26 protein-coding genes are annotated in these 26,726 nt (G+C 68.6%); 17 read left to right on the top strand and 9 right to left on the bottom strand.

The window, feature by feature from the left end; translation table 11 throughout:
- Nucleotide 1: 1 nt before the first annotated feature.
- Together QZH52_RS07210 and QZH52_RS07205 are read right to left on the bottom strand one after the other, a co-directional pair.
- Complete coding sequence (locus QZH52_RS07210) at nucleotides 2-988, bottom strand: Bug family tripartite tricarboxylate transporter substrate binding protein (RefSeq protein ID WP_301805985.1); 987 nt, start codon at nucleotides 986-988, stop codon at nucleotides 2-4.
- A gap of 29 nt (nucleotides 989-1,017) precedes the next feature.
- Complete coding sequence (locus tag QZH52_RS07205) at nucleotides 1,018-2,712, bottom strand: acyl-CoA dehydrogenase family protein (protein WP_301805982.1); 1,695 nt, start codon at nucleotides 2,710-2,712, stop codon at nucleotides 1,018-1,020.
- A 107-nt stretch (nucleotides 2,713-2,819) separates the two neighbouring features.
- Between QZH52_RS07205 and QZH52_RS07200 the strand changes: the two genes are divergently transcribed.
- Nucleotides 2,820-3,716 carry a LysR family transcriptional regulator gene (locus tag QZH52_RS07200; protein WP_286522046.1) on the top strand — a complete coding sequence of 299 codons (897 nt, stop codon included), beginning with the start codon at nucleotides 2,820-2,822 and terminating at the stop codon, nucleotides 3,714-3,716.
- Here the strand turns inward: QZH52_RS07200 and QZH52_RS07195 are convergent.
- On the bottom strand, nucleotides 3,707-4,756 hold the full coding sequence (locus QZH52_RS07195) for a serine/threonine protein kinase (protein ID WP_301805975.1): 1,050 nt from the start codon (nucleotides 4,754-4,756) through the stop codon (nucleotides 3,707-3,709). The two genes, QZH52_RS07200 and QZH52_RS07195, sit on opposite strands and share 10 nt — an antisense overlap.
- 176 nt (nucleotides 4,757-4,932) lie before the next feature.
- Between QZH52_RS07195 and QZH52_RS07190 the strand changes: the two genes are divergently transcribed.
- Together QZH52_RS07190 and QZH52_RS07185 are read left to right on the top strand one after the other, a co-directional pair.
- On the top strand, nucleotides 4,933-5,658 hold the full coding sequence (locus QZH52_RS07190) for a cytochrome c oxidase assembly protein (protein WP_301805973.1): 726 nt from the start codon (nucleotides 4,933-4,935) through the stop codon (nucleotides 5,656-5,658).
- Complete coding sequence (locus QZH52_RS07185; protein WP_301805970.1) at nucleotides 5,655-6,167, top strand: HemJ family protein; 513 nt, start codon at nucleotides 5,655-5,657, stop codon at nucleotides 6,165-6,167. The genes QZH52_RS07190 and QZH52_RS07185 overlap by 4 nt, the downstream gene beginning before the upstream one ends.
- On the opposite strand, the gene QZH52_RS07180 is transcribed toward QZH52_RS07185, so the two are convergent.
- Nucleotides 6,131-6,640 carry a DUF2231 domain-containing protein gene (locus tag QZH52_RS07180; protein ID WP_301805968.1) on the bottom strand — a complete coding sequence of 170 codons (510 nt, stop codon included), beginning with the start codon at nucleotides 6,638-6,640 and terminating at the stop codon, nucleotides 6,131-6,133. The two genes, QZH52_RS07185 and QZH52_RS07180, sit on opposite strands and share 37 nt — an antisense overlap.
- A gap of 33 nt (nucleotides 6,641-6,673) precedes the next feature.
- Between QZH52_RS07180 and coxB the strand changes: the two genes are divergently transcribed.
- From coxB to QZH52_RS07155, 5 genes are all read left to right on the top strand, one after another.
- Nucleotides 6,674-7,384 (top strand): cytochrome c oxidase subunit II, encoded by a 711-nt coding sequence (coxB, locus tag QZH52_RS07175; protein ID WP_286653950.1) that lies wholly within the window; start codon nucleotides 6,674-6,676, stop codon nucleotides 7,382-7,384.
- On the top strand, nucleotides 7,381-9,921 hold the full coding sequence (gene ctaD, locus QZH52_RS07170; protein WP_301805962.1) for a cytochrome c oxidase subunit I: 2,541 nt from the start codon (nucleotides 7,381-7,383) through the stop codon (nucleotides 9,919-9,921). The genes coxB and ctaD overlap by 4 nt, the downstream gene beginning before the upstream one ends.
- Entirely contained in the window at nucleotides 9,918-10,259 is a 342-nt protein-coding gene (locus tag QZH52_RS07165) for a hypothetical protein (protein ID WP_301805960.1), read from the top strand. The genes ctaD and QZH52_RS07165 overlap by 4 nt, the downstream gene beginning before the upstream one ends.
- A 34-nt stretch (nucleotides 10,260-10,293) precedes the next feature.
- Nucleotides 10,294-11,625, top strand: a complete 1,332-nt coding sequence (locus tag QZH52_RS07160; protein ID WP_301805958.1) for a ferredoxin reductase family protein — start codon at nucleotides 10,294-10,296, stop codon at nucleotides 11,623-11,625.
- A 136-nt stretch (nucleotides 11,626-11,761) separates the two neighbouring features.
- Nucleotides 11,762-12,133, top strand: coding sequence for a TfoX/Sxy family protein (locus QZH52_RS07155; protein ID WP_301805956.1), 372 nt, complete (start codon nucleotides 11,762-11,764; stop codon nucleotides 12,131-12,133).
- Here QZH52_RS07155 and QZH52_RS07150 read toward each other — a convergent pair.
- The 5 genes from QZH52_RS07150 to QZH52_RS07130 form a co-directional block, all read right to left on the bottom strand.
- Nucleotides 12,114-13,229: a DUF2855 family protein gene (locus tag QZH52_RS07150; RefSeq protein ID WP_301805953.1), complete on the bottom strand. Its 1,116-nt coding sequence runs from the start codon at nucleotides 13,227-13,229 to the stop codon at nucleotides 12,114-12,116. The two genes, QZH52_RS07155 and QZH52_RS07150, sit on opposite strands and share 20 nt — an antisense overlap.
- A gap of 98 nt (nucleotides 13,230-13,327) precedes the next feature.
- Entirely contained in the window at nucleotides 13,328-13,753 is a 426-nt protein-coding gene (locus tag QZH52_RS07145) for an organic hydroperoxide resistance protein (protein ID WP_301805951.1), read from the bottom strand.
- A 58-nt stretch (nucleotides 13,754-13,811) separates the two neighbouring features.
- Nucleotides 13,812-14,267 (bottom strand): MarR family winged helix-turn-helix transcriptional regulator, encoded by a 456-nt coding sequence (locus tag QZH52_RS07140; protein WP_301805948.1) that lies wholly within the window; start codon nucleotides 14,265-14,267, stop codon nucleotides 13,812-13,814.
- Nucleotides 14,268-14,366: 99 nt separating this feature from the next.
- The gene (locus QZH52_RS07135; protein ID WP_301805945.1) at nucleotides 14,367-15,182 is read right to left on the bottom strand and encodes a crotonase/enoyl-CoA hydratase family protein; all 816 of its coding nucleotides are present in this window, start codon (nucleotides 15,180-15,182) and stop codon (nucleotides 14,367-14,369) included.
- Nucleotides 15,183-15,310: 128 nt separating this feature from the next.
- A complete protein-coding gene (locus QZH52_RS07130; RefSeq protein WP_286534245.1) occupies nucleotides 15,311-16,159 on the bottom strand; it encodes a 3-hydroxybutyryl-CoA dehydrogenase in 849 nt (282 codons plus the stop codon).
- A gap of 176 nt (nucleotides 16,160-16,335) precedes the next feature.
- On the opposite strand from QZH52_RS07130, the gene purT reads away from it, so the two are divergent.
- From purT to QZH52_RS07085, 9 genes are all read left to right on the top strand, one after another.
- Nucleotides 16,336-17,538 carry a formate-dependent phosphoribosylglycinamide formyltransferase gene (purT, locus tag QZH52_RS07125; protein ID WP_301805943.1) on the top strand — a complete coding sequence of 401 codons (1,203 nt, stop codon included), beginning with the start codon at nucleotides 16,336-16,338 and terminating at the stop codon, nucleotides 17,536-17,538.
- Between the two features lie 27 nt (nucleotides 17,539-17,565).
- Nucleotides 17,566-18,507, top strand: coding sequence for a LipP1 family hormone-sensitive lipase (lipP1, locus tag QZH52_RS07120; protein ID WP_301805940.1), 942 nt, complete (start codon nucleotides 17,566-17,568; stop codon nucleotides 18,505-18,507).
- A 165-nt stretch (nucleotides 18,508-18,672) separates the two neighbouring features.
- Entirely contained in the window at nucleotides 18,673-19,416 is a 744-nt protein-coding gene (locus QZH52_RS07115; protein WP_301806719.1) for an AraC family transcriptional regulator, read from the top strand.
- A 103-nt stretch (nucleotides 19,417-19,519) separates the two neighbouring features.
- Nucleotides 19,520-20,395: a branched-chain amino acid ABC transporter permease gene (locus QZH52_RS07110; protein WP_286534241.1), complete on the top strand. Its 876-nt coding sequence runs from the start codon at nucleotides 19,520-19,522 to the stop codon at nucleotides 20,393-20,395.
- A 13-nt stretch (nucleotides 20,396-20,408) separates the two neighbouring features.
- On the top strand, nucleotides 20,409-21,485 hold the full coding sequence (locus QZH52_RS07105; RefSeq protein WP_286522068.1) for a branched-chain amino acid ABC transporter permease: 1,077 nt from the start codon (nucleotides 20,409-20,411) through the stop codon (nucleotides 21,483-21,485).
- The gene (locus tag QZH52_RS07100) at nucleotides 21,482-22,297 is read left to right on the top strand and encodes an ABC transporter ATP-binding protein (RefSeq protein ID WP_286534238.1); all 816 of its coding nucleotides are present in this window, start codon (nucleotides 21,482-21,484) and stop codon (nucleotides 22,295-22,297) included. Before QZH52_RS07105 ends, QZH52_RS07100 begins: the two co-directional genes overlap by 4 nt.
- A 355-nt stretch (nucleotides 22,298-22,652) precedes the next feature.
- Nucleotides 22,653-23,426 carry an ABC transporter ATP-binding protein gene (locus tag QZH52_RS07095; protein ID WP_301805936.1) on the top strand — a complete coding sequence of 258 codons (774 nt, stop codon included), beginning with the start codon at nucleotides 22,653-22,655 and terminating at the stop codon, nucleotides 23,424-23,426.
- Nucleotides 23,423-25,309 (top strand): AMP-dependent synthetase/ligase, encoded by a 1,887-nt coding sequence (locus QZH52_RS07090; protein ID WP_301805933.1) that lies wholly within the window; start codon nucleotides 23,423-23,425, stop codon nucleotides 25,307-25,309. Before QZH52_RS07095 ends, QZH52_RS07090 begins: the two co-directional genes overlap by 4 nt.
- Before the next feature lie 34 nt (nucleotides 25,310-25,343).
- Complete coding sequence (locus QZH52_RS07085; protein ID WP_301805929.1) at nucleotides 25,344-26,516, top strand: ABC transporter substrate-binding protein; 1,173 nt, start codon at nucleotides 25,344-25,346, stop codon at nucleotides 26,514-26,516.
- The last annotated feature ends 210 nt before the right edge of the window (nucleotides 26,517-26,726 follow it).

Raw genomic sequence — 26,726 nt, 5'->3', positions numbered from 1 at the left:
GTCAATCGAGTTGGGCGCCGGACTTCTTCACGACGTCTTTCCACTTGGCGGTCTCGGCCGCGATGAAGCGGCCGAGCTGCTGCGGCGAGGCGTCGGTCGCCGGCTCGAACCCCTGCGAGGCGAACAGCTGCTTCACCTTGGGCGTCGCGAGTGCCTCGGTGAAGGCCTTGTTCAGCCTGGCGATGGTCTCGGGCGGCGTGCCGGCCGGCGCCACGATGCCGAAGAACACGCTGACGTCGTAGCCCTTGACGCCTTGCTCGGCCAGCGTCGGCAGCTCCGGCAGGGCTTGCGAGCGCTGCGCCGTGGCGATGCCGAGCGCGCGCAGCTTGCCGGCCTTGATGTAGGGCAGCGCGGTCAGGACGTCGGTGAAGCTCATCGACACCTGGCCGCCCAGCAGGTCGTTGAGCGCCGGCCCGGTGCCCTTGTAGGGCACGTGCTGCAGGTCGGTGCCGGCGATGCCGTTGAACAGCACGCCCGCCAGGTGCGAGGAGGCGCCGTTGCCCGACGAGGCATAGCTGAGCTGGCCGGGGTGGGCCTTGGAATAAGCGATCAGCTCGCGCACGTCCTTCACGGGCAGCGAGGGGTTCACGACCAGGATGTTGGGCAGCTGCCCGATCTGGATCACCGGCGCGAAGCTGGTGGTCGGGTCGTAGCTGATCTTGCGGTAGAGGCTGGCGTTGATGGCTAACGGGCCCGAGGTCCCGAACAGCAGCGTGTGGCCGTCGGCTGGGGCGCGGGCCACGAAATCGGCGCCGATGTTGCCGCCGGCACCGGCGCGGTTCTCGACGATCACGGGCTGGCCGAGGCTGCCCTTGATCTCTGCGGCCAGGGTGCGCGCCATCGCGTCGGTGGGCCCGCCCGGCGGGAACGGGATGATCAGCGAGATCGGCTTGGTCGGAAAAGCCTGGGCCTGCGCCGTCGACAGGATGGGCAGCACCGGCAGGGCGCAGATGGCGGCGGCGAGGGCGAGGGTCTTGAGCAGTTTCATGGTGTCTCCTTGATGTTCTGTGGGGCGCGTCAGGCGGTGGCGGCCTGCTTCGCGATCGCAGGGCTGTTCCACGCGGCCGGCACCGCATCCGGCGCCAGCGGATCGCGCGGCAGCACACGGTGCAGCAGCACGCCCTGCGCCCACTCGATGCGCTGCGGCGAGCCGCTGCGCGCGCCTTCCCAGGCCATCGCGATCGCGCTGCAGACGTGATAGAGGGCGGAAGCCGCCTGCCGCGCCAGGACGTCGCCGCCTTCGTGCGCCGCGGTCGCGGCCAGTGCGGCCGCGCGCGCCAGTGCATCGCGCAGTGCACCGGCAAAGGCCGGCGCCACGGCGGTGTCGTCGAGCAGGCCGCCGAAATGCGCCTGCAGCGCCGGCAGCGAGTTCTCGCGCTTGACGGCGCGGATCACGTCGAGGGCGACGATGTTGCTGGTGCCCTCCCAGATCGAGCCCAGGTGGGCATCGCGCACCAGGCGCGGGTCGCTCCATTCTTCGATGTAGCCGCAGCCGCCGCGGACTTCCATCGCATCGCCGGTCAGCTTGCGGGCGTCGCGGCAGGCGCGGAACTTGATGAGCGGCGTGAGGATCCGCAGCAGCGCATAGGCACCCGCTTCGCCGGCGTCGGAGCGGGCCAGCGCCTGGGCGGTCTGGAACACCATGCTGCGGGCCTGCTCGGCCGGCAGCCTGAGCTTGTTCAGCTGCCGCTGCATCAGGGGCATGTCGGCGAGGCGGCGGCCGAAGGCGCGGCGCTCGCCGGCGATGAACTCGGCCTCGGCGACGGCGCGGCGCATCAGGCCGGCGGCGCGCACGCCGTTCGACAGGCGCGAGTTGTTGACCATGTCGGCCATCTGCTGGAAGCCGCGTCCCTGCTCGCCGACCAGGTAGGCGAGCGCGCCCTCGAGGCGGATCTCGCCGCTGGCCATCGAGCGGGTGCCCAGCTTGTCCTTGAGACGCAGGATTCGGTAGTGGTTGGCGCTGCCGTCCTCCAGCTGCCTGGGCAGCAGGAACAGCGAGACGCCTTTCATCCCGGCCGGCGCATCGTCGGCACGCGCCAGCACCATCGCGAAGTCGGCGTCGGGATTGGAGCAGAACCACTTGTCGCCTTCGAGGCGCCATTGGCCGGCCGCGTCCTTGCGGGCCAGCGTGAGGGTGGCCGCGATGTCGGAGCCGGCCGCCTGCTCGGTCATGAACATCGCGCCCTGAGCCAGGGTGTCGAAGTCGAGCGACTGGAAGCGCGGCAGGAAGCGCTCGACCAGCTCGGGGCTGCCGAACTTCTTCAGCGTGCGGGCCAGCGAGTCGGTCATCGAGACCGGGCAGCAGAGCCCGAACTCGGCCTGCACGAAGAGGTAGGTGAGCACGTACTTGACCAGCGGCGGCATCTTGCCTTTCCAGCCCAGCGTGTCTTCGCGGTGCGACATCGCGGCCAGCCCGAACTCGCTGAGCGCGAGGCGCTCCATCTCGACATACGCGGGATGCTTGTCGATCTTCTGCTGGTCGATGCCGGTGCGGGTGCGCAGCGTCAGTGTCGGCGGGTTCTTGTCGGCGGTCTGCGCCAGCTCGTCGAGCCGGCCGCCGGCCAGGGCGCCCAGGCGCTCGAAGTGCGGGCGCATGTGGCGCACCAGCTCGGGCGGCAGGTAGAGCGCGAGCATCCGGTGCAGCTCGGCGTCGGTGGTGAAAAGATTCTGCCCGTGGCGGTCGGGCACGGGATGGGCGGGTGTGCTGGACATGTCTCGTCTCCTTGTCGGACGCGCATCTTTTCGCGGTTGACGATGCTTGTCCAATATCAGATATGACTTGATTGATCTGATTTGCCTATTGTGGAAAACTGCCCCGCATGGAACTCCGGCACCTGCGCTACTTCGTCGTCCTCGCCGACGAGCTTCATTTCGGCCGCGCGGCACGCCGGCTGTCGATCTCGCAGCCGCCGCTGAGCGTCGCCATCCGCCAGCTCGAGGAATCGGTCGGCGCGCGGCTGTTCGACCGCAACAGCAAGGAGGTGCGGCTGACGCCGGCCGGCCAGGCGCTGCAGGCCTCGGCCCGGCGGCTGCTGCGCCAGGCCGAGGAGGCGGCCCTCGAGGCGCACGACGTCTCGCAGGGCTCGGCGGGGCGCTTGCGGATCGGCTTTGTCGGCGCCACGCTCTATCGCGGCCTGCCGCAGGCGCTGGCCAAGTTCCAGGCCCGGCATCCGGCGGTGCGCGTCACGCTGGCCGAGCTCAACTCGGGCGAACAGATCACCGAGCTGCTGCACGACCGGCTGGACTTCGGCTTCGTCCACACCAGCCGCATGCCGGCCGAGCTGCGCCACGAGCTGCTGCTGTCGGAGCCCTTCGTCGCCTGCCTGCCGGTCGGGCATCGCCTCGCGCGCCGGCGCACGGTGGCCATCGCCAGCCTGCGCGACGAACCCTTCGTCCTGTTCTCGCGCAGCGCGTCGCCCGACTACCACGAGCGCATCCTCGCGATCTGTGCCGACGCCGGCTTCCGGCCCGAGGTGCGGCACGAGGTGCGGCACTGGCTGTCGGTGGTCTCGCTGGTCTCGCAGGGGATGGGCGTGGCGCTGGTGCCGAGCGCGCTGCGCCGGGCCGCGCTGCGCGGCGCGCTGTTCCGCCCGCTCGACGAGGACGTGGCCGGCTCGGATGCCTACTGCGTCTGGCGTGAGGGGCCCGAGAACGCGGTGGTGCAGGGCTTTCTGCGTGCCGTGCGGGCCGGCGTGCCGGCCGCCGATCAGGCGTAGAGGGGCTCCTCGGCCATCGCCTCGCACTGGTCCTGCAGCATCTGGATCTGCCCCTTCCAGTAGTCGCTGGAGCCGAACCACGGGAAGTTGATCGGGAAGATCGGGTCTTCCCAGCGCCGCGCCAGCCAGGCGCTGTAGTGGATCAGTCGCAAGGTGCGCAGCGGCTCGACCAGCGCCAGTTCGCGGCGGTCGAAGTCGCGGAACTGCTCGTAGCCGTCGAGCAGGCCGCTCAGTTGCCCGGTCTGCTGGGCGCGGTCGCCCGACAGCAGCATCCAGAGGTCCTGTACCGCGAAGCCGGTGCGGGCATCGTCGAGGTCGACGAAGTGCGGGCCGCCGCCGGGGCGGTCGGTCGGCGTCCAGAGGATGTTGCCGGGGTGCACGTCGCCATGCAGCCGCAGCCGCTTCAGCGGCGGGTCGTTGTCGCCGTCATGGCCGATGCCGAGCGCGCTGGCGGCGATCATCTCGAAGGCGGTGTTGCACGCGGCTTCCCATTCGCGCTGGACGTCCAGCGGCACCATCTGGTGGCCGAGCAGCCAGTCGCGGGACGCGAGGCCGAAGGTCTGGAGATCGAGGGCCGGACGGGTGACGAAGGGCGTGCGGGCGCCGACCGCGTGGATGCGCGCCAGGAACCGGCCCACCCATTCGAGCACCTCGAAGTCGTCGAGCTCGGGCCCGCGGCCGCCGCGGTAGGGGCTGACGCTGAAGGCGAAGCCGCCATGGTGGTGCAGCGTGCGGCCGGCGACCGCGATCGGCGCCACGGCCGGCACTTCGGCCGCCGCCAGTTCGATCGCGAAGCCGTGCTCCTCGAGGATCTGGTCGTCGCTCCAGCGGCCGGGCCGGTAGAACTTGACCACCACGGCGCTGCGGTCTTCGAGGTGGACCTGGTAGACCCGGTTCTCGTAGGAGTTCAGGGCCGTGAGACGGCCGTCGCCGTGCAGGTCGAGCGCGGCCAGCGCATCCAGCACCACGTCGGGCGTGAGACTCTCGTAAGGGTGGGCGGCCGAGGCCGCAGGCGAAGGAGGGGAGTTGGAAGGAGCCACTCCGCATTGTCGGGCCTGGCGTGTGCCGTCGACCGTGTTTCGCCCGCTTTGCACAGAAACGGGCGTTTGTCATTCGAGTCGAACCCTTCGACAGGCCGGGCGTGCTGGACTAGTATTTTCCAAACCAAGCAGTCCGCGGGGCGTGCACGGCCGCGGCACGGGGGAAGGAAACCGCCATGGTGAATTCGCTGATCGCTTACTGCGGTGCCGCCGCGGTGCCTGACGATGCGTGGTCGCGCTGGAACTTCGATCCGCCTGTGCTGGTCGCGCTCGCCGCCCTGGCGTTCGTGGTGGCCCGCGGCCGCGGCGCCGATGCCCGCGCCGGCTGGGGCGCGATGGCGCTGATGGCCGTGGTCTTCGTGTCGCCGCTTTGCGCCCTGTCGTCGGCGCTGTTCTCGGTCCGCGTGCTGCATCACGTGATCCTGGTGAGCGCGGTGGCGGCCTTGCTGGCGCTGGCCTTCCCGCAGCGGCGTGCCGGCCGGGTCCCCCTCCCGATGCTGGTCGCGGCCCATGCGGTCGCCCTGTGGGTCTGGCATGCGCCCGGCGCCTATGCCTGGGGGCTCGCGAGCGTCCCGGCCTACTGGCTGATGCAGCTCACGCTGCTCGGCAGCGCCTGGCTGATGTGGCGCGCGATCCTGTCGCCGGCCACGCCTTCGGGCCTGGCGCTGGTCGCGCTCGCCGTGACGATCGGGCAGATGGGTCTGCTGGGCGCCCTGATCGTCTTCGCGGCGCAGCCGCTCTATCCGGTGCACTTCGCGAGCACCCTGGCCTGGGGCTTCACGCCGCTGGCCGACCAGCAGCTCGCCGGCCTGCTGATGTGGGTGCCGGCGATGCTGCCCTACCTGGGCGCCGGACTCTGGCGCGCCTGGACCAGCCTGCGGCCCGCGGAGGCGGCCCTGTGACGACCTTCCTCAAGTTCGTCCATCTGGCGACGATCGCGGTCTGGTCGGGCGGCTTGCTGGTGCTGCCCCTTCTGTTCTGGCAGCGGCGCGGGCTCGAGGCCGGGGCCGAGCTCGATCGGCTGCACCGGATCGTCCGGCTGGTGTATGTGGAGCTGACCTCGCCGGCCGCCTTCGTCGCGGTCGGCAGCGGCACCGCGCTGATCTTCCTGCAGGCCACCTACGAGGAGTGGTTCTCGATCAAGATGGTGCTGGTCGGCATCATGGCGATGCTGCACGTGGTGGCGGGGCTGGTGGTGCACCAGCTCTTTTCGCCCGCCGGCCGCTTCGGGCGCGTCTCGTTCATCAGCTTGTCGGTCACCTACGCGGTGCTGATCCTCGCCATCCTGTGGGTGGTGCTGGCCAAGCCGCAGATCGATTCGAACCAGTTCGCCACCCACTTGTTCGAGCCCGGCGGGCTGTCACGCCTGTGGCATCAGTCCTTCGGCGACACCAGGATGCCGATGCCATGATCGAACACCAGCTTGCCCCCATGCCAGCCGGCGAAGCCGACCATGACGGAGGCCAGCACCGACAGCATCAGGCCGTGCGGCAGCACCGAGGCCGGGTCGGTCAGGCGCAGGCCCCAGCTGGCGCCCGAGATGGCGACCAGCGTCATGGCCGCGATGGCATGCGACCAGCTGGCCTCGTGCAGCCGGATGCCGCGCACCAGCAGCAGCTCGCCGGTGCCGACCAGGCTGGCCGCGACGCCGCTCCAGAAGGCCATGCCGGCGGCCCACAGTCCCGCCCGCAGCCAGAACACATCGCCCGACCACCAGTAGAAGACATCGACGCCGAGCGTGGCGACCACGAACGCGACCGGGAAGTGCACCAGCATCACGTGCAGCGGATGGCCGACCAGCGCGACCGCCGAACCGACTTCGAGCCGCTGCAGCTCGAGCATGACCTCGCTGCGGGGTGGGGTGGTGTCGACTTTGTTCGCCATGGTGCGTCTCCTTCTTCGCAGCGGGTGCTTCCGATGAGCGGCCATCGTAGCGGCTTGCGCGCGGCGCTCCAAGCCGCATCGCTGGCGATGCTGTGCGGCTGCAGCGGGCCGCTCTCGACGCTCGATCCCTCCGGGCCGGCCGCGGCCTCGATCGCGACCATGTGGTGGGTCATGCTGATCGGCTCGGCCTTGCTGTTCCTGCTCGTCGTCGGCATCTTCATCCTGGTGATCCGGCGGCCGGGCTGGGGCTCGAGCGTCTCGCCGACGCGCTGGATCGTGCTCGGCGGCCTGGTGCTGCCGGCCCTCGTGCTGCTGCCCTTGCTGGCCTACGGCCTGGTCACCGGCGAGCGCCTGCTGCCGCTGCCGGGCAGCGCGCCGCCGCAGCGCATCGAGGCGATCGCGTCGCAGTGGACCTGGACCTTCCGCTATCCCGCACACGGCGGCGCCGAGACCCGCAACGTGCTGCTGCTGCCGGTCGGCCAGCCGGTCGACATGGTGGTGACGAGCAAGGACGTGATCCATGCCTTCTGGGTGCCGCGGCTCGCGGGCAAGGTCGATGCGGTTCCCGGGCGGGTCAACCGGCTGCGCATCCAGGCCGACCAGCCCGGCCGCTTCGAAGGCACCTGCGACGAGTTCTGCGGCACCGGCCACACGGGCATGCGCTTCGCGGTCATCGTGCATCGGCCGGAGGATTTTTCAGCCGCGTTGACGCAGGCGCTTTCAGCACCGGAGGCGAAGAAATGAGTGGACCCGTCGTCGATCCGCAGCCAGGAGGCGCCCGCGCACTGCGGCTGCACCGGGAGCTGAACAAGATCTGGGCCACCGGGCCGGGATGGCAGCGGCTGGCCGCGGTCAACCATTCGGTCATCGGCATGCGGATGTTCATCACGTCCTTCGCCTTCTTCCTGATCGCCGGGCTGCTGGGCATGCTGACCCGCGTGCAGCTGGCCACGCCGCATTCGCTGTTCCTCGATGCCGAGACCTACAACCAGGTGTTCTCGGTGCACGGCTCGATGATGCTGTTCCTGTTCGCGATCCCGATGGTCGAGAGCTTCGCGGTCTACCTGACGCCGAAGATCCTCGGGACCCGCGACTTCGCTTTCCCGCGGCTCACGGCCTACGGCTACTGGTGCTATCTGTTCGGCGCCTCGATCGTGACCGTCTCGCTGATCTTCGGCGTCGCGCCCAACAGCGGCTGGTTCATGTACACGCCGCTGAGTTCCAACGCCTTCACGCCGGGCGTGAATGCCGACGTCTGGCTGCTCGGCATCACCTTCGTCGAGATTTCGGCGCTGTCGCTGGCGATGGAGATCGTGGTCTCGATCCTCAAGATGCGCGCGCCGGGCATGTCGCTCGACCGCATGCCGATCTTCGGCTGGTACATCCTGGTCACCGCGATGATGATGATCATCGCCTTTCCGCCGCTGATCCTGGCCTCGATCCTGCTCGAGCTCGAGCGCGCCTTCGGCCTGCCCTTCTTCGATCCGACGCGCGGCGGCGACTCGCTGCTGTGGCAGCACCTGTTCTGGCTCTTCGGCCATCCGGACGTCTACATCATCTTCCTGCCAATGGCCGGCGTGCTGTCGACCATGATCCCGGTCTTCGCCAACCGGCAGCTGGTGGGCTACCGCGCGATCGTGGTGGCGATCGTCGCGCTGGCCTTCCTGAGCTTCGGCATCTGGGTCCACCACATGTTCACGGTGGGCATCCCGCACCTGGCGCTGGCCTTCTTCTCGGCCGGCTCGGCGATCGTCGCGGTGCCGACCGCGGTGCAGGTCTTCGCCTGGCTGGCGACGCTGTCGCACGGCAGGCCGCGCTGGGACGTGCCGATGCTCTACGTCTTCGGCTTCTTCTTCGTCTTCGCGATGGGCGGGCTCACCGGCGTCATGCTCGCGATGGTGCCCTTCGACTGGCAGGCGCACGACACCTACTTCGTGGTCGCCCACATGCACTACGTGGTGGCCGGCGCGCTGGCCTTCCCGATGGTGGCGGCGCTCTACTACTGGCTGCCGCTGCTGACCGGGCGCGCCGCGGTGCAGCGCCTGTCGGTGCCGGCGTTCTGGCTGATCTTCATCGGCTTCAACATGACCTTCTTCATGATGCACCTGACCGGCCTGCTGGGCATGCCGCGGCGCGTCTACACCTACCGCGGCGACGAAGGCTGGAACTGGCTCAACCTGCTGTCCTCGGTCGGCAGCTTCGTGATGACCATTGGCTTCGGGCTGCTGATCATCGACCTCGTGGTGCAGCTGCGCCACGGGCGCCGCTCGCGCCGCGACCCCTGGCGGGCCCAGACCTTCGAATGGGCGATGCCGATGCCGCCGGCGCCCTATGCCTTCGCCTCGATCCCGCATGTCGGGCCGCAGACCGAGGGCGTGACGAAGACCGAGCTGGCGGCTTCGCTGGCGCGCGGCGAGGGCTACCTGGGCGCCACGCGCAACGGCTGGCAGGAGGCGATGGGCGTGCACATCACGAGCGGCAAGCCCGAGCAGCTGATCGTGCTGCCGAACCCGACCTACCTGCCGCTGGTCACGGCGCTGTTCACGGGCGGCGCCGTGCTGGGCTTCCTGTTCAAGGCCTACTGGGTGTCGCTGGCGCTGGCGCTCGTCACCTTCGGCCTGTTCGTCTTCGCAGGGCGGCGCGCGGGCCTGCCGCGCGACTACGGTCCCTTGCCCGTCGGCCTCGGCGTCTCGGTGCCGCCGCACACCGAGGCCGCGAGCTCGCCGTCCTGGCTGGCGTTGATCTGCTCCCTGGTCGCCAACGGCACGCTGTTCACCTCGCTGGTGTTCGGCACCTTCTACCTCTGGCTGTCCGGCGGCGACTGGCAGAAGATGCCGCCGCCCGAGCCGAGCCGGCTGCTGGCCTTCGGCGTCGTCGCCTGCCTGGCGGTCGCGGCGGTGGCGGCGCGCGGCTCGCTCAGGGTCGTGGTCGCCAGCGGCAAGACATCGGGCTGGATGGCGATCACCGCGCTCGCGCTGATGGCGGCGGCGGGGATGATCGTGGAGTTGATCATGGGCGTCACGCCGCACCCGCGCGCGCATGCGCTCGGCGCCACCGCGTCGGTGCTGCTGGGCTATGTGGGCTTTCATGCCGCTGCCGGGCTGCTGTTCCTGATCAGCAACTTCCAGCGCGTGCGCAGCGGCTACATCTCGCGCTTGCGCTGCACCGACCTGCGCCTGACGCGGCTCTGGATCGACTACACGCTGGTGACCGGCGTCATCGCGCTGGGCCTGGTGCTGGCGCTGCCGTCGCTGGTCACCGTGCTGGGGGCCCGGCCATGAATGCAGTGACGACGGTTCCACCCCGGCGTGTCTGGTGGCTCGCGGCCGGCTTCATCGTCTGGTGCGTCGCGCTGGCGGCGCTCTATGCGATCCACGCGATCGGCTGTGCCTTCGGCTGGTCGGCGGGCGCGCTGCGCTGGACCCTGGTCCTCGTGTTCATCGCGCACCTGGTCGTGATCGGATGGATGTGGGGCCGGTTCGCCAAGGGCGCACCCGACCCCGGATCGGGAGAGACCGGCAGCTTCCTGCACACCGCGATCGTCTGGACCACGATCACCGCGTTCGCCAGCGGCGTGCTCGCGCTCGGTCCGCCGCTGCTTCTCAGCGCCTGCATCTGATCGCCAGCCCCAGCCCGTTCCAGCACCGAACCCCATGCAGTTCCGCGACCGAGATTTCCAGCGCCGGGTCGTCTGGTCCGTGATCTACCTGCTGTTCATCCTGGCGCCGCTGCTGGCGCTGCTGACCGGCGCGCTGCCGCCGGCGCGCGATTTCTGGACCGAGTTCTCGGTCGCGCTCGGCTACACCGGCCTCGCGATGATGGGACTGCAGTTCGGGCTCACGGCGCGCTTCAGGCATGTCACGGATCCGTGGGGCGAGGACGTCATCTACCACTTCCATCGCCGGGTCTCGCTGCTCGCGGTCGGGCTGGTAGTGGTGCATCCGCTGATCCTGCTCGCCAACGGCTCCGACAAGATGGCCATGCCCGACTCCCTGGCCGAGGTGCCGCTGGGCGCTGTGTTCGCGGTGCTGTCGCTCGGCGCGCTGGTCTTGCTGGTCGTGATGGCGCTGTGGCGCACCCGGCTGAAGATCAGCTACGAGTTCTGGCACTTCACGCACATCGGGCTCGCGCTGCTCGCGGTCGGCGGCGGGCTGCTCCACATGGTGGGCTGGGGCTTCTACCTGGCCGATCCGGTGAAGCGCGCGCTGTGGATCGGCATGACGATCTTCTGGATCGCGCTGCTGCTGTACGTGCGCATCGTGAAGCCGCTGTTCATGCTGCGGCGGCCCTACCGCGTGGCCGAGGTGCGGGCCGAGCGCGGCGACACGACCACGCTGGTGATGCGGCCCGAGGGCCACGCCGGCTTCCGCTTCCGGCCCGGCCAGTTCGGCTGGCTCACGCTGTGGGGCAGCCCGTTCCGGATCACCGGCCATCCCTTCTCTTTCTCGTCGAGCGCGGAGGCCGCCGACGGACGGGTCGAGATGACGATCCGCAACCTCGGCGATTTCACCAGCGGCATCGCCAAGGTGCCGGTGGGGCGGCGCGTCTACCTCGACGGGCCGTATGGCGCCTTCACCATCGGCAACCCGGCGGACATGCATGTGCTGATCGCGGGCGGCATCGGCATCACGCCGATGATGAGCATGATCCGCACGCTGATCGACCGCGGCGACAAGCGGCCGCTGATCCTGCTCTACGGCGGCAAGGACCTCGAATCCCTGACCTTCAGGGATGAACTGGATGTGCTGGCGAAGCGGGTCGACCTCACGGTGGTCTACGTGCTGTCGCAGCCGCCGGAAGGCTGGGCCGGTGAAAGCGGCTACATCGATGCCGCCGTGTTCAAGCGGCATCTGCCCCCGGGCTACGCCGACCACGAGTATTTCATCTGCGGCCCGGACGTGATGATGGACGCCATCGAGGCGGCGCTGGGCCAGATGAAGGTGCCGCTCTCGAAGTACCACTCGGAGCGCTACAGCTTCGTCTAGGAGACAGATCCCATGCGCCGCTTGTTCGCCGATCGACTGGTTCTCGCCACCGCGGTCATTGTGGTGCTGGTGGCGGTGGTGTTCGCGGTCTTGCGCGTGGGCGCCTGAGCAATGGCTCGGGCGTCAGAATCGCCGCATGAACGAATTCGCGGAAGAGCTTCACGATGTCTTCGAGCGCTTCGGGCGCATCTCGCTGCGCCGGATGTTCGGCGGCCACGGCGTGTTCCACGAGGGCCGGATGTTCGGCCTGATCGCGGGCGGCCGTCTCTACCTGAAGGCCGACGCCGAAACGGTGGCCTTCTTCGAGGACCGCCAGCTGCCGCCCTTCGAATACCAGCGCCAGGGGCAGACCGCCCGGATCTCGTACTACGAGGCGCCGCCCGAGCTGTTCGAGGACCGCCATGAAGCGGCGTTGTGGGCCGGGCGGGCGTGGGAGGCGGTGCTGCGCGCGGGGGCGCCGAAGCCTGCCGCGCGCCGGGCTCGCCCGTCTACGGGTTCCCCGGGGTGAGCGTGAGGATGTGCCCGACCCGCGGATCACCGCGGCCCGCCAGCACCTCCGCATAGGCCGCCTGCACGGCCGCCGGGCCTGTGTGGTGCTGCGCCGTCAACCACGGCGCCTTCGGGTCCGCGACCTGGCCGAGGAAGGCCTGCCAAGCCTGCACCATGCGCTGGCCGAACTGCGCCGGGCCCCAGTCGCCGCTGCGCTTCTTGACCTGCGCCGGCGCGAAGAACAAGGTGGCGCGCGGGCCGGGCAGGCTCTTGCCGGCACCGCTGGCCGCCAGCTGGTCGACATGGGTGCCACCGATCGAGGCGCTGTGCTTCAGGTTCGTGAAGCGGGTGTGGATCTCGCGCCGCAGCGCGCCGTTGCCGGCGAAGTCGACATAGACGCAGGGCACATCGGCCGCGACCTCGCCCAGTTCCTCATAGGCCAGCACGCGGTGGTAGCAGCCCAGGCTCTCGCAGAAGGCCTTGTTGGCCGCCGAGGTCAGTCCGATAACCTCGATGCCCTCGCGCCGGGCCAGCTGGGAGGCGGTGCCGTAGGCGGTCTTGCTCGATGCGCTCGACAGCAGCGCGACCCCAGGACGGGCGCCGAAGAAGTCGTTGTCGTCGAGGAAGTCGTCGATCAGCCAGGAAGTGAGGAACAGCGGCCGCAGCAGGGCCTGCAGGTCTTCGGTGCCGGCGCTGTAGAGCGGATCGGTGCGCGTGCGCAGGTACTGGTTGTAGACCGCGGGCAAGGCGCTGCGGTGCGGGGCGCCGTCGGTGAAGCGCTCGGGTGACAGGCGCTCGGGCGTCAGCACCGCGCTGGCGGCCATGGGGAAGTAGCCGTAAAGACGCTCGCCCACGGCCACGCCCGGATGCAGCGACTGCGACACCGTTGCGAAGCCCCACACTGGAACGATGCCCCAGCCTTCTTCGCCGCTCGGGAAGAACTGCCAGTAGCTCATCGCCTCGCCGAAGGCCGCGTAGGTGATGTTGTTCGAGGTCAGTGCGAAGCGCTCGATGCGCACGCGCACCTGGCCGTCGGCGAGCGGTTGTTCGGCGGCGCCGTGCAGGCGGGTGGTGTGGAGGTCGTCCTTGCGGACCAGCAGGGTGTCGTTGCTCATCTTGCGACCTTAGCGCAGAGGGCGCGCGGGCGCATGAGAAAAAGCCCGGCGGGCGGTCGCTCAGGCGACGCCACTGCCGGGCTGGCGCTATCGTCCGATCAAACGATCGACAGCTCGACGTCGATGTTGCCGCGGGTGGCGTTCGAGTACGGGCAGACCTGGTGCGCGGTCTCGACCAGCAGCTTCTTCTGCGCGTCGTCCAGGCCCGGCAGAGTGATCGCGAGCTTGACCGCGATGCCGTAGGCCTTGCCTTCGTTGATCGGGCCGAGCGAGACGCTGGAGTCGATGGCGACGTCGTCCGGCACCTTGACGCTGATCTTCGGCCCGACGGCCTTCATGGCGCCGATGAAGCAGGCGGCGTAGCCGACCGCGAACAGCTGCTCGGGGTTGGTGCCGGGCTTGCCCGAGCCGGGCGGGCTGAGCTTGACGTCGATCGCGCCGTCGCTGGACTTGCCGGCGCCGTCGCGGCCGCCGATGGTGTGGGCTTCGGCGGTGTAGAGAACCTTGTCGAGCTTGGTGGTCATGGTGATTCCTTTGCAGTGGTGGAGGGAGGGACGAAAAAAGTGGGGCAGGGGACCGGGGTCAGGCCGCCTTCTTGATGCGGTCGCGCAGGGCCTGGACCTGCTGCGTCAGCGAAACCAGTTCGGCCACCGAGCATTGGGAGGCCGCCATCAGGCAGCCGGGAACCTCGGCCGCGCGGGCCTTGAGCCTGCGGCCCGCGGCCGTGAGGCTGACATGCACCCGGCGCTCGTCCGCGGTGTCGCGGATCCGCGCCACCAGGCCGCTGGCCTCGAGCCGCTTGAGCAGCGGGGTCAGCGTGCCCGAGTCGAGCGACAGCCGCTCGCCGAGCTCGGAGACCGTGAGGCCATCGCGCTCCCACAGCACCAGCAGCACCAGGTACTGCGGGTAGGTGAGGCCGAGCTTGTCCAGCAGCGGCTTGTACAGCCGCGTCATGGCCAGCGAAGCCGAATAGACGGCGAAGCAGAGCTGGTTGTCCAGCTTCAGCAGTTCGTCGGCGGAGAGGCTCGTGGAGGGCATGGGCTGAATTGTAGCGAGCAATTAAATTGTGCGCAATATAAATGTCTGCGACAAGGCCTTTGCCACTTCGGCCACCAGCTGGCCGCCGAAACCGGCGCTTCAACGGCCGCTGAAGCGCGCGGGCCGCCGCTCGACGAAGGAGCGCACGCCTTCGGCCGCGTCCTCGCTGTTGGCGAGGCGCTGCTGCACCGGGATGAATTCCTCGACCGCCGCCAGCGGCCCCTGCTCGATCGCCTTGATGACGTTCAGCCGCGTCGCGACCACCGCCAGCGGCGCCTGGGCCGCGATCCGCTGCGCGATGCGCAGCGCCTCGTCGAGCTCCTTGCCGGCCGGTACCACGCGCTGCACGAAGTTGAGGCGGAAGGCCTCGGCGCTGTCGAACTCGTCGGCCGTGAGCAGGTGCAGCATCGCGTTGCCGAGTCCGGCGCGTTCGGCCATCCGCAAGGTGGCGCCGCCGGTGGCCATGATGCCGCGCTGCACCTCCATCTGCGAGAAGCGGCAGTTGTCGGCCGCCACCACGATGTCGGCGCCCAGCATCAGCTCGATGCCGACCGTGAAGCAGATGCCCTTGACCGCCACCACCATGGGCTTGGTGCGCCGGCGGTAGCCGGCCAGGCCGAAGTCGTGCGGCTCGACCAGGCCCTGCGGCACGGCCTTCTCGCCGCGCTTCATGTATTCGGCCACGGCCGGCAGGTCGAGGCCCGCCGTGAAGTGATCGCCGAACGCATGCAGCACGCCCACGCGCAGCGCGGGATCGTCGTCGAGCCGCGTGTAGGCCTCGGCCAGCTGCTTGAACATCGGCGGCGTCCAGCCGTTGCGCTTGGCGGGCCGGTTGATGCCGATCAGCAGCACGTGATCGAGCACCTGGGTGTCGATGCAGCCTTCGATGGGCGGGGTAGTGGGGGTGGCGGTCATCTGTGCTCCTGGTCAGTTGGGGACAGAGCAAAAACTGCTGCGCAGTTTCCTGGTCTGTCCCGCAAGGTCATCAGTTGGGGACAGAGCAAAAACTGCTGCGCAGTTTCCTGGTCTGTCCCGCAAGGTCATCAGTAGGTGTACACGCCGCGCTTGGTCTTGCGCCCGAGCTGGCCGGCCGCCACCATTTCCTTCAGCAGCGGGCAGGGGCGGTACTTGGAGTCGCCGAACTGCTCGAGATAGACCTCCATCACCGCCAGGCAGACGTCCAGACCGATCATGTCGGCCAGGGCCAGCGGGCCGATCGGCTGGTTGCAGCCGAGCTTCATGCCGGCGTCGATGTCCTCGGCGGTCGCCAGGCCCTCGGCCAGCACGAAGAAGGCCTCGTTGATCATCGGCACCAGGATGCGGTTGACCACGAAGCCCGGCGCGTTCTTCACCGTGATCGGCGACTTGCCGAGCTTGACCGCCAGTTCCTTCACCGCGTCGTGGGTGGCGTCGCTGGTCAGGTAGCCGCGGATGATCTCCACCAGCGCCATCATCGGCACCGGGTTGAAGAAGTGCATGCCGATGAAGCGGTCGGCGCGCGAGGTGGCGGCGGCCAGTTGCGTGATCGAGATCGACGAGGTGTTCGACGCGATGATCACCTCGGGCGCCAGCAGCTCGTCGACCTGCTTGAGGATTTTCAGCTTGAGCGCGTGGTTCTCGGTCGCCGCCTCGATCACCAGCTGGGCCGCCTTCAGGTCGTCATAGTTCGTCGAGCCCTTGATCAGCGCCAGCGCGGCGTCCTTCTGGGCCGCCGTGAGCTTGTCCTTCTTGATCAGGCGGTCGAGGCTGCCCGCCACCGTGGCGATGCCCTTGTCGACCGCGGCCTGCGCGATGTCGACCATGACCACGTTCACCCCCGCGACCGCGCAGGCCTGCGCGATGCCGTTGCCCATCGTTCCCGCCCCGATGATGCCGACCGTCTGGATTGCCATGAGAAATGCTCCTTGAACTGAGAAATGAAAGAGGAGGGGCGCCGCCCGGGGCGGCATCCCGTGGCGGTGATTGTGAAACAGAGCGCGAGGGCCCGCGTTGCCGTCCGTGACAGCGCCGCAGCGGCCGGGACTGATTTAAAGTGCCGCGTTGCTTTTCTTCCGCCACGAATCGACCCATGACCACTCTCGGCACGCCCCTTTCCCCTTCCGCCACCCGCGTGATGCTGCTCGGCTCCGGCGAGCTCGGCAAGGAGGTGCTGATCGCCCTCCAGCGCCTCGGCGTCGAGACCCTCGCGGTCGACCGCTACGAGAACGCGCCCGGCCAGCAGGTGGCCCACCACGCCCGCACCATCACGATGAGCGACCCGGCCCAGCTGAAGGCGCTGATCGAGGCCGAGCGGCCGCAGCTGGTGGTGCCCGAGATCGAGGCCATCGCCACCCCGATGCTGCAAGAGCTGGAGGACGCCGGCGTGGTGCGGGTGATCCCGACCGCCCGGGCGGCCCGCCTCACGATGGACCGGGAAGGCATCCGCCGCTTGGCCGCGGAGACGCTGGGCGTGCCGACCAGCCCCTACAAGTTCTGCGACTCCCTGGCCGAGCTGCAGGCGGCGATCGATGGCGGGATCGGCTATCCCTGCATCGTCAAGCCCGTGATGAGCAGCTCGGGCAAGGGCCAGAGCAAGATCGACGGCCCGGCCGACGTCCAGAAGGCCTGGGACTACGCCATGGCCGGCGGCCGGGTGAGCCACGGCCGGGTGATCGTCGAGGGCTTCATCGATTTCGACTACGAGATCACGCTCCTGACCGTGCGCGCGCCCGACGCCGCCGGCGTGGTGCAGACCCAGTTCTGCGAGCCGATCGGCCATGTGCAGGTGAGCGGTGACTATGTCGAGAGCTGGCAGCCGCACCCGATGGCGCCGGCCGCCCTGCAATTGGCGCAGCAGATCGCCCGGACCGTCACTGCCGACCTCGGCGGCCAGGGCCTGTTCGGCGTCGAGCTGTTCGTCAAGGGCGACCAGGTCTGGTTCAGCGAGGTCAGCCCGCGGCCGCACGACACCGGCATGGTGACCATGGCGACCCAGTGGCAGAACGAGTTCGAGCTGCACGCCCGCGCGATCCTCGGGCTGCCGGTCGACACCACGCTCAAGAGCCCCGGCGCCAGCGCTGTGATCTATGGCGGCGTCGATGCCACCGGCATCGCCTTCGACGGCGTGGCCGAGGCGCTGGCGGTGCCGGGCGTCGACCTGCGGCTGTTCGGCAAGCCCGAGAGTTTCGTGAAGCGCCGCATGGGCGTGGCGCTGGCGCATGCGGCCGACATCGACACCGCGCGGCGCAATGCCAAGGAAGCCGCCTCGCGCGTGAAGCCGCGCAAGGCCTGATTCTCCCAACCCCGGAGCCCCACACAGATGCTGCACCCCCAGGCCCAGGCCTTCATCGACCTCCTCGCGCAGCGCGGCGTGCCGCCCACGCACACGCTGACGCCGGCCGAGGCGCGCAAGTTCTACCGTGAGCGGCGCGCCTTGACGCAGCCCGATCCCGCCGAGGTGGCGCAGGTGCGCGAGCTGCAGGCCGACGGCCCGCACGGCCCGATTCCGCTGCGCCTCTATCGCCCGCTCGGCAGCGCCGCCTCCGCGCTGCTGCCGGTGCTGGTGTACTACCACGGCGGCGGCTGGACCATCGGCGACCTCGACACCCACGACACGCTGTGCCGCGAGTTCTGCAACGGCTCAGGCTGCGCGGTGGTGGCGGTCGACTACCGCATGGGGCCGGAACACCGCTTTCCGGCGGCGGTCGACGACGTGCTGGCGGCGACGCGCTGGGTGCGCCGCGAAGCGGCCGCGCTCGGCGTCGATGCGCAACGGCTCGCGGTCGGCGGCGACAGCGCGGGCGGCAACCTCGCGGCCGTGGTCGCGATCGCGGCGCGCGACGCCGGCGACCTGCCGGTGGCCTACCAGCTGCTGATCTACCCGGCCACCGACATGCGCCGCATCCACCCGTCGCACACCACCAACGGCCAGGGCTACGTGCTGACCAGCGACACCATCGGCTATTTCCACGACCACTACATCGCGGATGCGGCCCAGGACTTCGACTGGCGCGCCTCGCCGTTGCTGCGCGAAGACCTCGCGGGCCTGCCGCCGGCGCTGGTCCTCACCGCCGGCTACGACCCGCTGCGCGACGAGGGCCTGGATTACGCGCGGGCGCTGACCGCCGCCGGCAACCGGGCGAGCTACGTCTGCTTCGAGCGCCAGATCCACGGCTTCATCACCATGGGCCGGCTGCTCGACGAGGCCAACACGGCCGTCGCGTTGTGCGCCGCCGAACTGCGCCGCGCATTGGTCGGTTAGGGAAAGTCCCCGCGCGATCGCCGACCCGGTGGGCGCGGTCCGCCGCTACGATCGACCGATGGCGTCGCCGGCCACCGGGCCGGCCGTCGCCCAGCGGAGGAGACGGCATTGGTCAGCAGGCAAGCGAAGCACGCGCCGCGCGGCAACGACCGCGGCGAGCGCCTCATGTGGATCACCTCTCAGCGCGTGTTCTACGCCGGGCTCCTGGGCGCGGCGGCGGAGCGCAGCATCGGCGGCCATGGCATCTACCTGTCGCCCACCGGCGCGCCGCTGCGCATCCGCATCGGCGGCGGCGCCTGGCAGCGCGGCGAGCTCATGGTGGTGCCGCCCCTGGTGCCGCATCAGATCGCGACCGATCACCGCAGCATCCTCAGCCTGCTGATCGAGCCCGAGTTCGTCGACCCGGCGCAGATGCCTGAATTCCTGCAGCGCTGCGGGCCGGTCGATGCGCCGGCCTTCGTCCAGCGGGTGCGCGACGTCCATGCGCTGCTGGCCGCCGCATCGGGACGAGAGAGTTTCGAGCGCTTCGACTTCGACACGCTGTTGTTCGACCGGCCGCTGGCGCCGCGACCGCTCGATCCGCGCATCCGCAGCGTGATCGAGCGCATCAACGCCGATCCCGCGGCGCCGGCCTCGGCCGGGCAATGCGCCGCCTCGGTGACGCTGTCGTTCTCGCGCTTCCTGCATCTGTTCAAGCAGGAGACCGGCCTGACCTTCCGAGCCTTCAGGGCCTGGAAGCGGGCCCGCAGCCTGTTGCGCCACGTGCGCCAGAGCGCCACGCTGACCGATATCGCACTCGACACCGGCTACCCCGACTCGACCCACTTCAGCCACTCGATCCGCCAGGTCTACGGCCTGCGTCCCAGCGACATCCTCGCCGGATCGCGGCGGCTCGCCGTGCACCAATGAGGCGCGCGCGGGCCGCCCGCGCGAACCCGATGCGGGACAACCCTCTGCAGGGCGCGCACGAGTCGCCGCTATAAACCGCGAAACCCGAACGAGACACTTCTTCTTGCAAATCCTTCAGCTCCTGCTCTCAGGCATCGCACAAGGCTGCATCTACGGTCTGATCGCGCTGGGCTTCGTGCTGATCTACAAGGCCACCGAGACCGTGAGCTTCGCGCAGGGCGAACTCATGATGCTCGGCGCCTTCTGCGCCTTCGCCGGCATGTCGCTGTTCGGGCTGCCCTTCTGGCTCGCCGCGCTGCTGGCGGTGGGGGCGATGGTGGCCTTCGGCGTGCTGCTCGAGCTGGTCGTGATCCGCCCGATCCTGGGCCAGCCGCAGTTCTCGATCGTCATGCTGACCATCGGCATCGGCTACGTGGCGCGCGGCCTGGTGACGATGATCCCGGGCATCGGCACCGAGACCCACACGCTGCCGGTGCCCTACAAGGACCAGATCTGGAAGCTCGGCGAGCTGGTGGTCAACCTCGAGCAGCTGGCCATCATCGCCGCCACGGCGGTGCTGTGCGGGCTGCTGTTCGCGATGTTCCGCTACAGCAAGCTCGGCATTGCGATGCAGGCCTCGTCGCAGAACCAGCTGGCGGCCTACTACATGGGCATTCCGGTGAAGCGGCTCAACGGCCTGGTGTGGGGCCTGGCCGCGGCGGTGGCGGCGATCGCCGGCATGCTGCTGGCGCCGATCACCTTCGTGCACGCCAACATGGGATTCATCGGCCTCAAGGCCTTCCCGGCCGCGGTGGTGGGCGGCTTCGGCAGCCTGCCGGGCGCGATCGTCGGCGGCCTGGTGATCGGCATCGTCGAGTCCTTCGCGGGCTTCTACCTGCCGGACGGATTCAAGGACACGGCGCCGTACATCGTGGTGCTGGTGATGCTGATGGTGAAGCCCAACGGCCTGTTCGGCGAAAAGCTGCGCAAGAAAGTCTGAGGACGCCCCTTTCATGCGCTACATCTTCAAGACCAGCTACACGCAGGACATCGACCTCGCCAGGCATGGCGGCCATGTCTTCTGGTATAGCCTCCTCGGCGTGGCGCTGATCGCCGCGCCCTGGGTGGTGCCCGAGTACTGGCTGGCGCAACTCACCTTCGTGCTGATCTACGGCATCGTCGGCCTCGGCCTGATGCTGCTGGCGGGCTTCACGGGCCAGTTCTCGATCGGCCATGCGGCCTTTCTCGGCACGGGGGCCTACACGCAGGCGGTGCTCAGCAACATGGGGGTGCCGTTCCCGGTGGCGCTGGTCGCGGCGGCGGCGCTGTCGGCCGCGGTCGGCGTGGTGGTGGCGCTGCCGGCGCTGCGCGTGAAAGGCATCTACCTCGGCATCGCCACCCTGGCCTTCGGCTTCATCGTCGAGGAGGTGTTCGCGCGCTGGGAGAGCGTCACCGGGGGCAACTCGGGCCTGCACGTGAAGTCGGCCAGCCTGTTCGGCTGGGAGCTCAACTCGAGCGAGAGCTTCTACATGGTCTGCCTGATCGTCGCGGTGCTGTGCACGCTGGCCATCCTGAATCTGCTGCGCTCGCCCACCGGCCGGGCCTTCGTCGCGATCCGCGATTCCGAGATCTCGGCGCAGAGCATGGGCATCCACCTGGCGCGCTACAAGACGATGTCGTTCGCGATCTCGGCCGCGCTGGCGGGCCTGGGCGGCGCGCTGTACGCGCACAAGCTGAGCTTCATCTCGCCCGACCAGTTCAGCATCCTGCAGTCGATCGACCTGCTGCTGCTGGTGGTGATCGGCGGCCTGGGCTCGGTGCACGGCGCCTTCCTCGGTGCGATCTTCCTGATCGCGATGCCGCAGCTGATCGCGTCGGCCAAGGACTGGCTGCCCGAGGCCATCGGCCAGGCGCCCGGGCTGCAGGGCCTGGTCTACGGCCTGGTGCTGATCGCCTTCGTGCTGTTCGAGCCACTCGGCCTCTACGGGCGCTGGCTCAAGGTACGCACCTGGCTGCAGTTGTTTCCTTTTTATCGCCGCGGACTGTTCAAGCGGCAGAAATCTTTCACCAAGTCGGACCGGCTCAGATGACGACACCCGACATCCTGCTTTCCGCCCGGGACCTGAGCGTGCGCTTCGGGGGCGTGCTGGCAGTCAACAAGGTGAGCTTCGACGTCCGCCGGGGCGAGGTCTTCACGCTGATCGGGCCGAACGGTGCGGGCAAGACCACGGTGTTCAACCTGATCAGCCGCATCTACACGCCGACCACCGGCGAGATCGTCTGGCATGGCGGCGGCGCGCCGCTGGCGCTGACCGAGCAGGCGCCGCACGAGATCGCGGCGCTGGGCATCGCGCGCACCTTCCAGAACATCGAGTTGTTCGAGCACGCGACCGTGCTGCACAACCTGCTGATCGGCCGCCACACGCACCGCCAGACCGGTTTCTGGAGCGAGGTGTTCTTCACGCCCGCCACCCGCCGGGCCGAGATCGCGGCGCGCGAGAAGGCGGAGCAGGTGATCGACCTGCTCGACCTGCAGCACCACCGCGACTCGATGGTGGCGGGTCTGCCCTACGGCGTGCGCAAGGTGGTCGAGCTGGCGCGCGCGCTGTGCACCGAGCCCAAGCTGCTGCTGCTCGACGAGCCGTCGTCGGGCCTCAATGTCGAGGAAACGGCCGACATGGCGTTCTGGATCCAGGACATCCAGCATGAACTCGGGATTTCGGTGTTGATGGTGGAACACGACATGTCGCTGGTGTCGAAGGTGTCGGACCGGGTGCTGGCGATGAACATGGGCGAGGCGCTGGCCTCGGGGACGCCTGCCGAGGTGCAATCGGATGCTCGGGTGATCGAGGCTTATCTTGGGACCGTGGATGACGTGAGCAGCTTGCGGAGGGTTGCCTGATGCTTTCTTCGTTGTCGTTGTCGTTGTCGTTGTCGTTGTCGTTGGGGCGGGCGCCCGGCAAGCGGTGCGGGCCGGCCGACCCCACTGCGCCGGCCCTTCGGGCTCCCTTGCGCTGCTCGCCTTTCGCGGGGTCTCGCTCAAACTCGCTCCGCTTCGCTCCACTCAGACAGTCGCGAGCCCTTATCCGCGAAAGGCTGCGCTGCTCAGCGGCGCAGAGGGGATCGCCCGTCCCGCACCGCATGCCGGGCTCAGGGGGTGATCAAAGATCCGTGTCGTCTCCAACGCCGATGCAACCCCGACGTGTCAGCGGTCCAGGGCATACCGCCTGCCATCGCCGCCCCGGACGACGCACGTCATGACAGACACAGTCCTCCAACTCCTCAACGTGGAAAGCGCCTACGGCCCCATCAAGGCCATCCGCGGCGTCAGCCTCAAGGTGCGCGCCGGCGAGATCGCGACGGTGCTCGGCTCCAACGGGGCCGGCAAGACCACCATTCTCAAGACCATCTCCGGCATCATCGACCCGCGCAAGGGCAGCATCGAGTTCAAGGGCGGCAACATCACGGCGCAGGACCCGGCCCGCATCGTCCAGCAGGGCTTGAGCCACGTGCCCGAGGGTCGCGAGGTATTCCCGCTGCTGTCGGTCAGGGACAACCTGCTGATGGGCGCCTACACCCGCCGCGACCGCGACGGCGTCGCGCGCGACATCGAGACGGTCTACGGGTACTTCCCGATCCTCAAGGAGCGCGCGACGCAGGACGCCGGCCTGCTGTCGGGCGGCCAGCAGCAGATGCTCGCGATCTCGCGCGCCATCATGGCGGCGCCGCACCTGATCCTGCTCGACGAGCCCAGTCTCGGCCTCTCGCCCAAGCTCACCAAGGAGATTTTCGAGATCGTGGTGCGCATCAACCGCGAGCGCGGCACCACCATCCTGCTGGTCGAACAGAACGCCAACATGGCGCTCAACGCCGCCGACTACGGCTATGTGCTCGAGAACGGCCGCATCGTCATGGAGGACACCTGCGAGCGCCTGCGCGAGAAGGAAGACATCAAGGAGTTCTACCTCGGCCTCAAGGACGACGGCGTGCGCGGCGAGCGGCGCTGGAAGAAAAAGAAGACCTGGAGATGACCCAGAACACCACGCACGCCAAGGCACCCGCCGGCCTCTGGGACCTCGGCCGCATCCAGTCGCGCACCGACATCGTGGTGCCCGGCGAGACCATGGCCGCGATGTTCTGGAACGCCGCCCGCCTGCGCGGCGACACCGTCTGGATGCGGCAGAAGAAGCTGGGCATCTGGCGCAGCTGGAGCTGGAAGCAGACCGCCGACGCGGTGGCCGAGATCGCCGGCGGCCTGATGGCGATCGGCTTCGCACCGCACGAGTGCGCCTCGATCCTCTCGAACACAGTGATCGAATGGGTGCTGTGCGACCTCGCGGTGCTGAGCTGCGGCGGCGTTTCCAACGGCATCTATCCGACCGACGCCGCCTCGCAGGTCCACTACCTCTGCGAGGACTCCCGCACCACCGTGCTCTTCGTCGAGGACGACGAACAGCTCGACAAGGCGCTCGAAGTGCGCGCCGCACTGCCGCTGCTGCGCAAGATCGTGGTCTTCGACATGGAAGGCCTGCGCGACCTGCACGACGCCGACGTCATCAGCCTCGATGCGCTGCGCGCGCTCGGCCGCGACCACAACAAGGCCCATCCGCAGGAACTCGAACAGCGCGTCGCCGCCTGCCGGCCCGACGACCTGGCGATCCTGGTCTACACATCGGGCACCACGGGCAAGCCCAAGGGCGCGATGCACAGCCATCGCGGCCTGGTCTACACCACGCGCGGCTACAACACGCTGGTGGCGCAGGACGAGCAGGACGAGCGCATGTGCTTCCTGCCGCTGTGCCACATCGCCGAGCGCATGGGCGGCGAGTACTTCGCGATGTACACCGGCTCGATCCTCAACTTCGTCGAGAACCCCGAGACCGTGCCCGAGAACGTGCGCGAGATCGCGCCGACCGTGTTCACGGCCGTGCCGCGGGTGTGGGAGAAGTTCTATTCCGGCGTGATGATCGCGCTCAAGGAGGCCAGCCGCGTGCAGCAGGCCGCCTACGCCTGGAGCATCGGCGTCGGCACCGAGATCGCCGACCGCGTGCTGGCCGGCCAGCCGATCGGCGCCGCATTGCGATTCAAGTTCCGGATCGCGCGCTGGCTGGCGCTGGACAACGTGCGCAAGCTGATCGGCATCCACCGGGCGCGCTTCCTGGTCACTGGCGCGGCGCCGATATCGCCTGAATTGGTCAAGTGGTATCTCGCGCTCGGCGTGCCGATGCTCGAGGTCTGGGGCATGACCGAATCCTGCGGCGCCGCCACCGGCGTGCCGGCGGCGCGCATCAAGCCCGGCGCGATCGGGCCGGCGGCCGCCTACAACGAAGTCCGCATCGATCCCGCCACCGGCGAGATCCTGGTGCGCGGCACCAATGTCTTCATGGGTTACCTGAACCTGCCCGAGAAGACCGCCGAGACCATCGACGCCGACGGCTGGCTGCACACCGGCGACGTGGGTACGGTCGATGCCGACGGCTATTTCCGCATCACCGACCGCATGAAGGACATCATCATCACGGCGGGCGGCAAGAACATCACGCCGAGCGAACTCGAGAACGAGCTCAAGTTCAGCCCCTACATCACGGATGCCGTCGTGATCGGCGACGCCCGGCCCTATCTCACGGTGATCGTGATGATCGACCAGGAGAACGTCGAGAAGTTCGCCCAGGACCACGACGTGCCCTTCAGCAACTACCAGAGCCTGACCCGCACGCAGCAGGTGCAGGACCTGATCCAGGCCGAGCTCGACCGCGTCAATGCCAAGTTCGCGCGGGTCGAGCAGATCAAGAAGTTCTTCCTGCTCGAGACCCAGCTGAGCGCCGAGGACGAGGAGCTGACGCCCACCATGAAGCTCAAGCGCAAGCTGGTGCAGGCCAAGTACGCCGAGCGCATCGACGCCATGTACGCGTGACCCTGTTTTTTCGCCAACCTAGAGGAGACTCCGTATGAAGACCCAGACATTGATCCCCCTGGCCGCCGCGGCCGGTCTCGCGCTGGGCTGCGGCCTGGCCGCCGCGCAGCAGCAGGGCGTGAGCAAGGACGAGATCCGCATCGGCACCATCCAGGATCTCTCGGGACCGCTGGCCGGCTTCGGCAAGCAGTCGCGCAACGGCATGCAGCTGGCCGTGGATGAACTCAATGAGCAGGGCAGCGTGCACGGCCGCAAGCTCAAGCTCTTCGTCGAGGACTCGGGCTACGACCCCAAGAAGGCGGTGCTGGCGGCGCAGAAGCTGGTCAACCAGGAAAAGATCTTCATCATGGCGGGCCACATCGGCACCGCGCAGAACATGGCGGCGATGCCGGTGCAGTTCGAGAAGAACATCGTCAACTTCTTCCCGATCACCGCCGCGCGCGAAATGTACGAGCCGCTCAACCGGCTCAAGTATTCGTTCGCCGCGACCTACTACGACCAGATCCGCATCGCCCTGCCCAAGCTGGTCAAGGAAAAGGGCGCCAAGAAGGTCTGCACGATCTACCAGGACGACGAGTTCGGCCTCGAGGTCCAGCGCGGCGCCGAGGCCGGCCTCAAGGCGGCCGGCCTGGAACTCACCGAGAAGACTTCGTTCAAGCGCGGAGCCACCGACTTCTCGTCACAGGTGGCCAAGATGAAGGCCGCCAACTGCGACCTGGTGGTGCTGGGCACCATCATCCGCGAGACCATCGGCACCGTGGGCGAGGCCCGCAAGACCGGCTTCAACCCGACCTTCCTCGGGTCCAGCGCGGCCTACACCGACCTGATCCACAAGCTGGGCGGCAAGCCGATGGACGGCATCTACGCCACCATGACGGTGCAGAACCCCTACACCGACGAGCAGTCGCAGCCGTTGCGCTTCTGGGCCAACAAATACAAGACCAAGTTCAACGAGGACCCGACCGTGTTCTCGGTCTACGGCTATTCGATCATCCAGGACTTCATCCAGGCGGCCAACAAGGCCGGGCCGAACCTGACGACCGACAGCTTCATCAAGGCGATGGACAGCAGCACCTTCGAGCCCGACATGTTCGGCAGCCCGAAGATGACCTTCAGCGCCACCAAGCGGCTCGGCAACGACCAGTCGCGGCTGTCGCAGATCGTCGACGGCAAGTGGAAAGTCGTGACCGATTACCTCGCCCCTTGAGAGCGAGCTAGCGCAAAGCAAAAAAGCCGCCCGAGGGCGGCTTTTTTGCGAGTGCCCTTCCAGGGATACCACGGAACCGGCTTTGCCGGGCCGCTGGTATCGCCCCCGGAAGGGGGCTGAGGAACCGCGGCTCCAAACCTGCCTGCGCAGGCTTGGACGGCTCCGAAGGGCCGCCGCCTCTGGCAGCGACTCGAGGCGGCTACACGAAGT

Origin of the sequence: Variovorax ginsengisoli (assembly GCF_030486595.1) — a bacterium.
In the GTDB taxonomy this organism is placed as follows: domain Bacteria; phylum Pseudomonadota; class Gammaproteobacteria; order Burkholderiales; family Burkholderiaceae_C; genus Variovorax; species Variovorax ginsengisoli_B.
This window is presented reverse-complemented; position numbering and strand designations above follow the sequence as displayed.